Here is a 12,067-nt window from a genome sequence, read left to right as displayed (position 1 = left end):
AATGATGGGGGGCCGCCGCACCGCGCACGGCGCACCGGGGTTCGCTTCGCATGCCGCCCGGGCCACGTTACCTGCGGGCATGCACGTCGTCCTCGACATCGTCGACATCCGCCGGAAAGCGATGCTGGCCGAAGCTCAGGATCAGCACGCCGACAGCGAGCAGCACGATCCCGAAAGTCGTCATCAGCATCCGCTCGGGGCTGTCCGTCGCGCAGCGCAGGATCAGGTCGCGCGCGAGCGACGTCATCGCAATGAACAGCGGAAACCGCACCGGCAGCCGGCCGAGCCGCAGGTAGCGCAGGTTCATCGCGAGCACTTCCAGATACAGGAACATCAGCAGCAAGTCGGTCAGCGACACTTCGCCCGCGAGCACGACCTTCCACGCCTCCTGCGTCATCGCGAACGCGGTCGCCAGCCCGATCACGACCAGCCCGGCCAGCTCGGCCGCGTGAAGGAAATGGCCGAAGCGGCGACGAATGCGCTCGGCGGCCGTATCGGCGGAGGCAGTGGAGATATTCAACGCGTCGTCCGGTGCAGTGTCGTCGGTGCCGCGATCGATGCGCCATCGCCGCGGCGGCGGGTGTCGGGAAACGGAAAGCCTGAGACGGGCGGGCGGAAAACCGTTGCGCACGCACCGGTTCCGACCGCGCCGGTCGCCTGCGCGACCGCGGACAGCGTGCGCCGGCAACACGCATGAAACGCGACGCCGGCCTCGGTGCACACGACGTCGCCCGAGCGGTCCAGCAGCAGCCGGCAGCCGAGATAGCGTTCGAGCCCATCGAGCCGCGCGCCGACCTGCGCGACGTCGAGCTTCAGTTCGGACGCCGCGCCGGACAGCCCGCCATGCTCGACGATTGCACCGAAAATACGCATCACTTCCAAAAGGTTCATCATGATGACCGTCGCCGGGCGGAGCGGAACCTAATCTACTGCACGCGACACGCACGCTCAAGAGCACAGCGCCGCGCGCGCCAGGAGTACAGCTGCGCGGGCGCCGCACAAAACCGAGCCCTGTTTGACCCATTCGAATGACAGATCATCGATACGTGTTCCAAAGCCCCGTCGAAGCTGCTAGATTGCAGGCTCGACGACGTTACGCGGTGCGGACAGTTCACGCGCCGGGCGAACGCGCGGCCGATACGTCCGCCCCCCCCATCGCGCCGGGAGCCGGCCGCCGCCGCTGCGGCCCGTTGCGCGATGCCCGCGCAACGTCCTTCATCCGCATGTCACAAAGCACAGAGAACAGTCGCATGACACAGCTCAACCGTTCGCCTTCGCGCGCCGCGGCTGCCGCGGCCCGTCCGTCCCGACATGACTGACCGGCAAGCCGCGATGCAGACTCCCCCTCCCCCGCTCTCCCAGGCCGTCCACAGCACGATCACGCGCAGCGCGATCTTTCTCGTGGCGACGATCAATCCCGGCGCCGATCACGCCGACACGATCCGTTCGTGGTGCGGCGACATCGCCGCACTGGTGCGCTCGGTCGGCAAGCGCGTGCCGGGCGGCAACCTCACGTGCGTGTGCGGCTTCGGCTCCGACGCGTGGGATACGCTGTTCGGCGAGCCGCGCCCCGCGTCGCTGCATCCGTTCCGCGAATTCGGCGCCGGCCAGCGCGTCGCGGTCGCGACGCCCGGCGACATCCTGCTGCACATCCGAGCCGAAGCGATGGACCTGTGCTTCGAACTGGCGACGCAATTGCTCAATGCGCTCGGCGACGCAGTCACGGTCGTCGACGAGGTCCACGGCTTCCGCAATTTCGACCAGCGCGCGATGATCGGCTTCGTCGACGGCACCGAGAACCCGGAAGGCCGCGAAGCGGTCGACTTCACGGTGATCGGCGACGAAGACGCCGAATTCGCGGGCGGCAGCTACGTGCTCGTGCAGAAGTACCTGCACGACATGGCCGGCTGGAACGCGCTCGCGGTCGAAACGCAGGAGCGCATCATCGGCCGCACCAAGCTGTCCGACATCGAGCTCGCGCCGGACGTGAAGCCGTCGTGCTCGCACAGCTCGCTGACCACGCTCGACGAGGGCGGCCAGGAAGTGAAGATCCTGCGCGACAACATGCCGTTCGGGCGCCCGGGCGCCGGCGAATTCGGCACCTATTTCATCGGCTACGCGCGCTCGCCGGCCCCGATCGAGCAGATGCTCGAGAACATGTTCGTCGGCCGTCCACCGGGCAACTACGACCGCCTGCTCGACTACAGCCGCGCGGTCACCGGCTCGCTGTTCTTCGTGCCGTCGGCCGACCTGCTCGAGGCGCTCGCCGACCGCCCGGCGCCGCCCGCCGAAGCCACCCAACCGGAATCCACACCGTCCGCGCCTGCCGCACCGCATCGCGACGGCTCGCTGAACATTGGCTCGCTGAAAGGAACCCCGACCTATGAATAACCTGCATCGCGAACTCGCGCCGATCTCGTCGGCCGCCTGGGAACAAATCGAGGAGGAAGTGGCGCGCACCTTCAAGCGATCGGTGGCTGGCCGCCGCGTCGTCGACGTCGACGGCCCTGCCGGCCCCGAGCTGTCGGCCGTCGGCACCGGGCACCTGCTCGACGTCGACGCGCCGCGCGAGCTCGTGAACGCGCGGCTGCGCGAAGCGCGCACGATCGTCGAGCTGACGGTGCCGTTCGAGCTGAGCCGCGACGCGATCGACAGCGTCGAGCGCGGTGCGCGCGACGCCGACTGGCAGCCGGCGAAGGAAGCCGCGCAACGGCTCGCGTTCGCCGAAGACGGCGCGATCTTCGACGGCTACCGCGCGGCCGGCATCGTCGGCATTCGCGAAGGCACGTCGAACCGCCGGCTCACGCTGCCGGCGGACGTCGGCGCGTACCCGGACGCGATCAGCGACGCGCTGGAAGCGCTGCGCCTGGCCGGCGTCGACGGCCCGTACTCGGTCGTGCTCGGTTCGGACGCATACACCGCGCTCAGCGAAGCTCGCGACCAGGGCTATCCGGTCCTCGGCCATATCAAACGGATCGTCAGCGGCGAGATCATCTGGGCGCCGGCGATCAGCGGCGGCTGCGTGCTGTCCACGCGCGGCGGCGATTACGAGCTGCACCTCGGGGAAGACGTGTCGGTCGGCTACACGAGCCACACCGACAAGGGCGTTCGCCTGTACCTGCGCGAAACGTTCACGTTCCTGAGGCTGACGAGCGAGGCATCGGTGGCCGTGGCGCCGCAGGGCAACGCGGCCGCCTGAGCGCGGTTGCCGGCGCGCGCTGCCCGCCCGGGCGTCGCGCGCGACGGCCGCACCGCCGGCCGCGGGTTCGTCGCCGATCCAGCCCATCTTGCATGGAGGATGTCATGAGCGAATCGAATGACGCATTACAGGCGCTGCAGGCGTCCGTCGCTGCCCTGAAGCAGACGGTGGACGCGCACGCGAGCAGCCAGGCCGGCGACACCGCCGTGCTGTTTACCGTCGTGTCGCTGATGCTGGCCGAGCTGCCGCCCGACACGCGCAACCTGGTCGAGGATTCGTTCTCCGTGTGGGCCAATGGTCTGCAGAATGCGGCGCTGTCGGCCGACGTCAAACAGATCGCGCGGCAACGGCTCGCGATGACACTCTCCGACTGATCGTGGTGCACCGCGGTTGCGCGATGTCCGGCGCGTGCGGTGTCGCCCGCCTTCGCCTTCTCCGGCCGTACGGCGCATCGCGCCTGCGGTGCGCGCATGGCCAAACGCCACCGGTTCGCGCCCGCGCGTCGCGCGCCGTCTCGCGTGTCACCTCGCGTCCCGTTCGGCCGCTGCCGGCGCACGGCGCGCCGATGTCGCACCGCGCGCCGTTCGGGCGTCGCCCTGTGCCGCTTCCTGCGCCGCAAGCCGTACGCGCCGCACACGCCCGCGCCTCCGCCCGCTTGCGCGTCTGTACTCCTTGCCGCCCCGTCCCGCGTCGATGCGAGGGTGCAATTCACGACCAGTCCGGCATGGAACTGTGTCTTGGACGGACCGCGTCGATTCGTTATTTTGAACGCAGTCGAAGCGATGCCGTGGGCTCCTTGCCGCACTCGCGCGTCCCGCCGCGACCGCGATCGTGCGCCACGCCGGCGCGCACCGCGCGATCGCGCGGGTGCGACACGCGCCGCCGCGGTGTGCGTCGTGCGGACGCGCTCGGGACGTGCGAGCGCCGCACCGCATCGGGCGTCACGCTTCGACCCACCTTCACCGACAGGAGCCTGACCACCATGCCCGCACTTTGCGATATCTGCCACGCGCGGCCGGCCGTTGCGCGCGCCACCGTGATGCAGGACGGCGAGCGCAAGACGATCTCGATCTGCGATTACCACTTCCGTCAATTGATGCGGCATCAGAGCATGCTGAATCCGTTCGATTCGCTGCTCGGCGGTGGCGGACCGTCGTCGCTGTTCGGCGGACTCGGCGACGAATCGCCGCTCGCCGCCGAGATTCCGCGCGAATCGGTCGACCCGACCGACGCGTTCAGCGAGCAGACGCTCGAACTGCTGCAGCGCGCGGCCGAGAAGGCGCACGCGCTGCGCCGCAGCGAGCTCGATTCCGAACACCTGCTGTACGCGCTCGCGGACACCGACGTGTGCGCCGCGCTGCTGAAGGAACTGAAGCTGTCGCCGGAGGACATCAAGTCGTACATCGACGCGCATGCGCACACCGGCACGGCCGCCCCCGATGCGCCGCTCGACAAGCTGTCGATCTCGCCGCGCGTGAAGAAGGCGGTGCAGTACGCGTTCCAGGCGTCGCGCGATCTCGGCCACTCGTACATCGGCCCCGAGCATCTGCTGATCGGGCTCGCATCGGTGCCGGACAGTGTCGCCGGCACGCTGCTGAAGAAATACGGCGTGACGCCCGAGGCGCTGCGCCAGAAGGTCGTGAAGGTGGTCGGCAAGGGCGCGGAGGACGGCCGCGTCGATGCGCCGACCGGCACGCCGAATCTCGACAAGTTCGGCCGCGACCTCACCGCGATCGCGCGCCAGGGCAAGCTCGATCCGGTGCTCGGCCGCGCGCAGGAAATCGAGAGCACGATCGAGGTGCTCGCGCGCCGCAAGAAGAACAACCCGGTGCTGATCGGCGAGCCGGGCGTCGGCAAGACGGCGATCGTCGAGGGGCTCGCGCAGCGGATCGTGAACGGCGACGTGCCCGAAGTGCTGCGCGACAAGCGGCTCGTCGAAGTCAACATCAACTCGATGGTGGCCGGCGCGAAGTATCGCGGCGAATTCGAGGAACGCGCCAAGCAGCTGATCGACGAAGTGACCGCGAAGCAGGACGAACTGATCCTGTTCATCGACGAGCTGCATACGATCGTCGGCGCGGGCCAGGGCGGCGGCGAAGGCGGCCTCGACATCGCGAACGTGCTGAAGCCCGCGCTCGCGCGCGGCGAGCTGAGCCTGATCGGCGCGACGACGCTCAATGAATATCAGAAGTACATCGAGAAGGACGCCGCGCTCGAACGCCGCTTCCAGCCCGTGTTCGTGCCGGAGCCGAGCGTCGAGCAGACGATCGTGATCCTGCGCGGGCTGCGCGACAGCCTCGAGGCGCACCATCAGGTGACGTTCGCCGACGACGCGTTCGTCGCGGCCGCCGAGTTCGCCGACCGCTACATCACGTCGCGCTTCCTGCCCGACAAGGCGATCGACCTGATCGACCAGGCCGCCGCGCGCGTGCGGATCGGCGCGACCTCGCGCCCCGTCGACATTCAGGAAGGCGAAGCGCAGATCGCGCAATTGAAGCGCGAGCAGGATTACGCGACGTCGCGCAAGCGCTTCGACGAAGCGAAGCAGTTCGAAGAGCAGATCAACGCGAAGCAGAAGGCCGTCGACGAGATGATGGAGGCGTGGCAGCGCAAGACCGGCTCGGAGACGCTCGAAGTGACCGTCGAATCGGTGGCCGAGGTCGTGTCGCGGCTCACCGGCATTCCCGTGTCCGAACTCACGCAGGAAGAACGCCAGAAGCTGCTGAAGATGGAAGAGCAACTGCGCGAGCGCGTGGTCGGCCAGAGCGATGCGGTGGTCGCCGTCAGCGATGCGGTGCGGCTGTCGCGCGCCGGGCTCGGCCAGACGCACCGGCCGATCGCGACGTTCCTGTTCCTCGGGCCGACGGGCGTCGGCAAGACCGAGCTCGCGAAGGCGCTGGCCGAGACCGTGTTCGGCGACGAGCAGGCGATCATCCGCATCGACATGTCCGAATACATGGAGCGCCACGCGGTCGCGCGGCTGATCGGCGCGCCGCCCGGCTACGTCGGCTACGACGAAGGCGGCCAGCTCACCGAGCGCGTGCGGCGCCGCCCGTACAGCGTGATCCTGCTCGACGAGATCGAGAAGGCGCATCCGGACGTCTATAACGTGCTGCTGCAGGTGTTCGACGACGGGCGTCTCACCGACGGCAAGGGCCGCGTGGTCGATTTCAGCAACACGATCATCATCGCGACCAGCAATCTCGGCGCGGCGATCATCATGGACAACCTCACGCAGCCGGAGGCCGCGCGCAAGACCGACAAGGCGATCCGCGAGGAACTGATGCAGGTGTTGAAGGGGCATTTCCGGCCCGAGTTCCTGAACCGGATCGACGAGGTGATCGTCTTCCACGCGCTGTCGAAGGACAACATCCGCGCGATCGTGCAGATCCAGCTCGACCGCGTGGTGCGCACGGCCGCCGCGCAGGACATCACGCTCGTGATGGGCGACTCGCTCGTCGCGCACCTGACCGAAGCAGGCTACCAGCCGGAGTTCGGCGCGCGCGAGCTGAAGCGCCAGATCCGCCAGACCATCGAGACGCGGCTCGCGAAGGAGATCCTCGCCGATCGGCTGAAGTCGGGCGACACGTGCGAGCTCGACTACGACAAGGACAGCGACGAAGTGAAGTTCAACAAGCTCGCCGCGCCTGAAGCGAAGGACGCGAAGGACGCCGACGGCAAGACCAAACCGAACGGCAAGGCAGCCGCAGACGCGAAGGCGGACGACACGCCTGCCGACGCCCCGCCGCGCGCCGCGAAGCCGTCGGGCAAGAAGTCGTCCGGCGCGAAGAAGGACGCGCACTAAAACAACGCATGCCCCGCACACCGGGGCGCGCATGATCGGCTCCGTCCGCGGACGGAGCCGCCCCACGCCGCGACACGGCGCAACCGAGCCACCCGCATCGGGCCCGGCTATTGGAGATTCACATGACAAATCGACGCGAAGTGCCTGGCATCAGGAAATACGACGGGCCCGCCGGCGGTTGGGGCGCGCTTCGCGCGACCGCCGATGCGGTGCGCTCGCAGATGGAAACCATCGAGGCGCCGATCGTGCTGATGCGGACCAACCAGCCCGACGGCTTCGACTGCCCCGGCTGCGCGTGGCCGGACAAGGAACACAAGTCGACGTTCCAGTTCTGCGAGAACGGCGCAAAGGCCGTCACGTGGGAAGCGACGACCAAGCGCGTGACACCCGAGTTCTTCGCGGCGAACACCGTGTCGTCGCTGCTGCGCATGTCGGACTACGAGCTGGAGAACATGGGCCGGCTCACGCATCCGCTCGTCTACGACCGCACGACCGACACGTTCCGCGCGATCGAATGGGACGACGCGTTCGCGCGCATCGGCGAAGTGCTGCGCGCGCTGCCGCCCGAGCAGGTCGAGTTCTACACGTCGGGCCGCGCGTCGAACGAAGCCGCGTACCTGTATCAGCTGTTCGCGCGCGAGCTCGGCACCAACAACTTCCCCGACTGCTCGAACATGTGCCACGAGCCGACCAGCGTCGGCCTGCCGCAATCGATCGGCATCGGCAAGGGCACCGTGTCGCTCGAGGATTTCGACCACTGCGAGCTGATCATCTCGATCGGCCACAACCCCGGCACGAACCATCCGCGGATGATGGGCACGCTGCACGAGTGTTCGCGCCGCAACGTGCCGATCATCGTGTTCAACCCGCTGCGCGAACGCGCGCTCGAACGCTTCGCCGATCCGCAAGACATGATCGAGATGGCGTCGTTCGGCTCGACGCGCATTGCGTCGACGTACTACCAGGTCGACGCGGGCGGCGACGCGGCCGCGCTGAAGGGCATCATGAAGGCGCTGCTCAAGCTCGAAGCCGAGCGCGGCGACGTGCTCGACCGCGATTTCATCGCGCAGCACACCGACGGCTTCGACGCGTTCTCGGCCGATCTCGAAGCCACCTCGTGGGACGACATCGAGCGCGCGAGCGGCCTCAGCCAGGCGCAGCTCGAAGAGGTCGCGCTCGCGTACGCGAAGTCGAACGCGACGATCGTCACGTACGGGATGGGCGTCACGCAGCACAACAAGGGCACGGCCACCGTGCGGCTGATCGCCGACCTGCTGCTGATGCGCGGCAACATCGGCAAGCCCGGCGCCGGCGTATGCCCGCTGCGCGGCCATTCGAACGTGCAGGGCAACCGCACGGTCGGCATCACCGAGAAGCCGTCGGCCGAATTCCTGAAGAAGATCGAGGACGTGTGCGGCTTCACGCCGCCTTCGAAGCATGGGCACGACGCGGTGCAGGCGATGCAGGCGATGATCGACGGCACCGCGAAGGCGCTGCTGTGCCTCGGCGGCAACTTCGCGGTCGCGCTGCCCGATCCCGAGCTGTCGTTCCCGGCGATGGCCAAGCTCGACCTGAGCGTGCATCTCGGCACGAAGCTGAACCGTTCGCACCTGCTGGTCGGCAAGGAAACCTTCATCCTGCCGGTGCTCGGCCGCACCGAGCTCGACATGCAGGCCACCGGCCGGCAATCGATCACCGTCGAGGATTCGATGTCGATGGTCCATGCGTCGGCCGGCAAGCTCAAGCCGGCGTCGGACCAGTTGCGTTCGGAGCCCGCGATCGTCGCCGGCATCGCGCATGCGACGCTGCCGCACAGCAAGGTCGCGTGGCTCGATCTGATTGCGGACTACGACCGCATCCGCGACCTGATCGACAAGACGGTGGCCGGCTTCGACGCGTTCAACGAGCGGATTCGCACGCCGGGCGGCTTCCGCCTGCCGCTGCCGCCCACCGAGCGCGTATGGCCGACGCCGACCGGCAAGGCGATGTTCTCGGTCTACAAGGGTGTGAAGGAGGACGCGGACGTGCTCGGCGCGGAACAGGTGCTGCGGCTGATCACGCTGCGCAGCCACGATCAGTACAACACGACGATCTACGGGCTCGACGATCGCTATCGCGGCGTGTTCGGCCGGCGCGACGTGCTGTTCATGAACGCGGCCGATCTCGAGAAGTACGGGCTCGAACACGGCGACCTCGTCGACATCGAGACGGTCACCGCGTCGGGCCGCACGCTGCGCCTCGAGAAGATCACCGCGATCGAGTACGACATCGCGCCGGGCTCGGTCGGTGCGTACTATCCGGAAGCAAACGTGCTCGTGCCGCTCGACTACATCGACAAGGAAAGCGGCACGCCGTCGTACAAGTCGGTGCCGGTGCGCGTCGCCCGCTCGGCGGTCGTCTGATGCCGCGGCACGCGCAGCCTCTGCCCGGCGGCTCGCTCATCGTCACGCCGGCCTGCCCGGCGCCGACGGCGAGCGGATCGATCGAGGGCGTTGCGACTGCCGCGGCTGTCTCCTTCTGAAATGCCGCTCACGCAGCGTTCGTGTCGTCGCGTGAGCGGCAAGGGAGACAGTCGGCTGACAGGCTGAGCGGCGCGAAATGCGGTTGTTGGCTGGTGTTGACGCGCCAAAGCCGGGACGGCGCCGTCACCGGCGCCCGCGCGCATCGCGGGCACCGGTTTCGACGAATCGTGCCGGCTACACGTCGGCCCACGCGTCGGTGCCCTTCTGATACTGCATCACGCCGCCGTGGAGCCGCACCCGCAGGTTGCCGTCCGGCACCTGCACCCAGTTGGTCATGTCGAGGCTCATCATCAGCGCGGCGAAGAAATCCTGCACCTCTTGCGACACGTTGGCCTGCCAGACGTCGATGCGCCCGAGGCACGCACGCATGTCGCCGCTTTGCTGCATGATCGTCTCGACCTGCCCGGCGACATCCGCCGCCGTATCGTAGACCTTCGTGCCGCCGTCGCCGACGATCGACAGATGGATGCCGCGCACCAACGTCGGCTGGCCCGGCGTCTGCTCGACGAGCGCGATGCAGCTCGTCATCGCGCCGAAATCGATTTCCGTCGCATCGCCCCATTTGCGCTCGCCAACCCCCAGCGGCGCGACACCGTGTACGTTCTGAATGATGTAGGACATGGGTTCCTCACATGATTGGACAGCACTGCCGGTAGCAGGCCGCGACACGTTCAACCCGGAACGTGCGTCGCGCCCGCCGCTCACATCCCGCATCGGGCCTGCCGGCCCGGCGGGTCGTGTCGATTGAGACTGCTTCGCCTGCCGCACGCGTGGCACGCGCATGCCCCGCTGGTTCTCGAGGCCTGATTGCCCGCGACGTTCGTATCGACGCCGCGCGCCGCGTGCGCTACGTGCCCTACGTACCCTTCTTGTCCAGCAGCGCCTGATACTTCTGCAGGCTCTCGTCGATCCGGTCGAGCGCAACGCTCGCGGCCTCCCCTTCGATCGCTTCCGCGGCGCCCGCGACGACCGCCGCGGTCGCGACGAACAGATCCGTCAACAGCAGGCCCACCGCATCCATCGCCATGCCTTTCACGTCCTCGTCGATGGTCTTCTGCGCGAGGTCCTTCATCAGCACGCTCTTGCCCGCGATCGCCAGCGACGTCGACGCCTCGAAGTAGTTGGCCGCCGCCTGCGCGACCATGCCGCCGGCCTGCGTGATCATCATGTTCGGGCCGACGGCGATCTGCGTGGTCGCGTAGGACGCCGCCTCCGCGTTGATCGCCTGCACGGTCTTCAGCGCCGACGGGGCGGCCCCGGTCGCCCCCGCGATCTGGTCCGGCGCCTTCAGCGCATCGGTGAACCTGCGCAGCCGATTGACCGGCCACGCGCGCTTGCCGGGTGTCGGCGTCGCGTCGTGCGGCGCGACCTCGGCCGGCGCCGTTGCTTCGGCCGCGGCGTCCACGGCGTCGTCCGGCGCTTGCGTCGCACCTTCTCCGCGTCCGCCCAAAAGACCTTTCATGTTCATGATTCAGGTATCCCGATAGTCGTCGCGTTCTAATGCGTGGAACCCGTCGGCGAGCCGCCCGCCGCGGGCAGCGACGCACCGCCCGATGCCGGCTTCGGCGATGCCTCGACGGACAGGATCATGGCCACGGCCTTCGACACGACGGCGTTCGAAATCTGGTTCAACGCCGCCTGCTGCTGTGTCATGTTCTGCGCCGAGATGCCGACGGCCTGGCTGAACATCTGGTAAAGCATGCCCAACGCCTGGGCCGGCGATCCCGCGACGACGTTGACGTTGGTCTGCGTCAGCGCATCGGTAATCTGCTCATTGACTTTGTCTGCCACGAGGCCTCCTCGGATCTCGGCTCCGGCATGCGATTGAAGGAAAACGGCGGGCCGGCAGGCCATCGACGCCGCGCATGCCGTTAGGAACGCTGCATGCCGGCATTCGTGAACGCGCTCACGCGAGTTCCTCGCGCAACTTCTTGCGCAGCAGTTCGACGCGCTTTCTGGCCAGCGGCTCGTTGATCCCGAGCGTCGCGGCGATGTGGAAATACGGCCGGTCCTCCTCGAACTTCAGCGTGAACAGCATCTGCTGCTGCGGGGAGAGCACCGACAGCGCCTGCTCGAGACGCAGCAGTTGTTGCCGCAGCAGCAGTTGCTGCTCGACCGACGGCGCGTGGCCGGCCAGTTCGACCGCGTGATCGTCGTCCCAGGCCGGATCGAATTCGAGCATGCCGCTTTCGCGCAGGCGGCGGCGCGCGCCATCGAGGAACGCGTGATTCAGCGCGAGAAAGAGAAAACCCGTCAGATTGCGAACGCGCTCAGGCGAGCGCTGCAGGTAAATGTGGACCTTGAGCGCGGTATCGGAAAGCAGTTCGTCGGCGCGGTGAATATCGCCCTTGCACAACAGGCGCGCGCGGCGCCGCAATTTCCCCTGCATTTCCCGCCACGTGCGGTCGAGCTGCTGCGCCGGAGATTCAGGCGTCGGGGCAGCGTGCTGGTTCGAGGTCGTCATCCCGTGTCTTCCTTTTTTATGGAAAACACAGAATCGATTCGATGCCGGGAATGGCGCTGTTACCCGTGTAACACCGA

General features: G+C 67.8%; 11 protein-coding genes. 5 read left to right on the top strand and 6 right to left on the bottom strand.

The genetic code is table 11. From position 1 onward, the window contains the following. Window positions 1-67 precede the first annotated feature (67 nt). Window positions 68-520 carry a phosphate-starvation-inducible protein PsiE gene (locus CFB89_RS30320; protein ID WP_089471179.1) on the bottom strand — a complete coding sequence of 151 codons (453 nt, stop codon included), beginning with the start codon at window positions 518-520 and terminating at the stop codon, window positions 68-70. Further along, entirely contained in the window at window positions 517-891 is a 375-nt protein-coding gene (locus CFB89_RS30315; RefSeq protein ID WP_089471178.1) for a LysR family transcriptional regulator, read from the bottom strand. The genes CFB89_RS30320 and CFB89_RS30315 overlap by 4 nt, the downstream gene beginning before the upstream one ends. Window positions 892-1,311: 420 nt before the next feature. Here CFB89_RS30315 and CFB89_RS30310 point away from each other — a divergent pair, with 420 nt between their 5' ends. The 5 genes from CFB89_RS30310 to CFB89_RS30285 all read left to right on the top strand — a co-directional run bounded on the left by CFB89_RS30310 (window position 1,312) and on the right by CFB89_RS30285 (window position 9,406). After that, window positions 1,312-2,391 (top strand): Dyp-type peroxidase, encoded by a 1,080-nt coding sequence (locus CFB89_RS30310; RefSeq protein ID WP_089471177.1) that lies wholly within the window; start codon window positions 1,312-1,314, stop codon window positions 2,389-2,391. Continuing rightward, complete coding sequence (locus CFB89_RS30305) at window positions 2,384-3,199, top strand: family 1 encapsulin nanocompartment shell protein (protein ID WP_089471176.1); 816 nt, start codon at window positions 2,384-2,386, stop codon at window positions 3,197-3,199. Before CFB89_RS30310 ends, CFB89_RS30305 begins: the two co-directional genes overlap by 8 nt. A gap of 104 nt (window positions 3,200-3,303) precedes the next feature. Then, window positions 3,304-3,573 (top strand): hypothetical protein, encoded by a 270-nt coding sequence (locus CFB89_RS30300; RefSeq protein ID WP_089471686.1) that lies wholly within the window; start codon window positions 3,304-3,306, stop codon window positions 3,571-3,573. A 608-nt stretch (window positions 3,574-4,181) separates the two neighbouring features. Next, entirely contained in the window at window positions 4,182-7,004 is a 2,823-nt protein-coding gene (locus tag CFB89_RS30290; protein WP_089471174.1) for an ATP-dependent Clp protease ATP-binding subunit, read from the top strand. A gap of 122 nt (window positions 7,005-7,126) precedes the next feature. Next, window positions 7,127-9,406, top strand: coding sequence for an FdhF/YdeP family oxidoreductase (locus tag CFB89_RS30285; protein WP_089471173.1), 2,280 nt, complete (start codon window positions 7,127-7,129; stop codon window positions 9,404-9,406). Window positions 9,407-9,700: 294 nt separating this feature from the next. On the opposite strand, the gene CFB89_RS30280 is transcribed toward CFB89_RS30285, so the two are convergent. The 4 genes from CFB89_RS30280 to CFB89_RS30265 all read right to left on the bottom strand — a co-directional run bounded on the left by CFB89_RS30280 (window position 9,701) and on the right by CFB89_RS30265 (window position 11,990). Further along, a complete protein-coding gene (locus tag CFB89_RS30280; protein WP_089471172.1) occupies window positions 9,701-10,147 on the bottom strand; it encodes a hypothetical protein in 447 nt (148 codons plus the stop codon). A gap of 235 nt (window positions 10,148-10,382) precedes the next feature. Beyond that, the gene (locus CFB89_RS30275; protein ID WP_089471171.1) at window positions 10,383-10,994 is read right to left on the bottom strand and encodes a hypothetical protein; all 612 of its coding nucleotides are present in this window, start codon (window positions 10,992-10,994) and stop codon (window positions 10,383-10,385) included. Window positions 10,995-11,023: 29 nt separating this feature from the next. Then, window positions 11,024-11,317: a RebB family R body protein gene (locus tag CFB89_RS30270; RefSeq protein ID WP_050014033.1), complete on the bottom strand. Its 294-nt coding sequence runs from the start codon at window positions 11,315-11,317 to the stop codon at window positions 11,024-11,026. Between the two features lie 115 nt (window positions 11,318-11,432). Beyond that, window positions 11,433-11,990, bottom strand: a complete 558-nt coding sequence (locus CFB89_RS30265; RefSeq protein WP_089471170.1) for an RNA polymerase sigma factor — start codon at window positions 11,988-11,990, stop codon at window positions 11,433-11,435. Window positions 11,991-12,067 lie beyond the last annotated feature (77 nt).

The organism is Burkholderia sp. AU16741 (assembly GCF_002223345.1).
Lineage (GTDB): Bacteria > Pseudomonadota > Gammaproteobacteria > Burkholderiales > Burkholderiaceae > Burkholderia > Burkholderia sola.
This window is presented reverse-complemented; position numbering and strand designations above follow the sequence as displayed.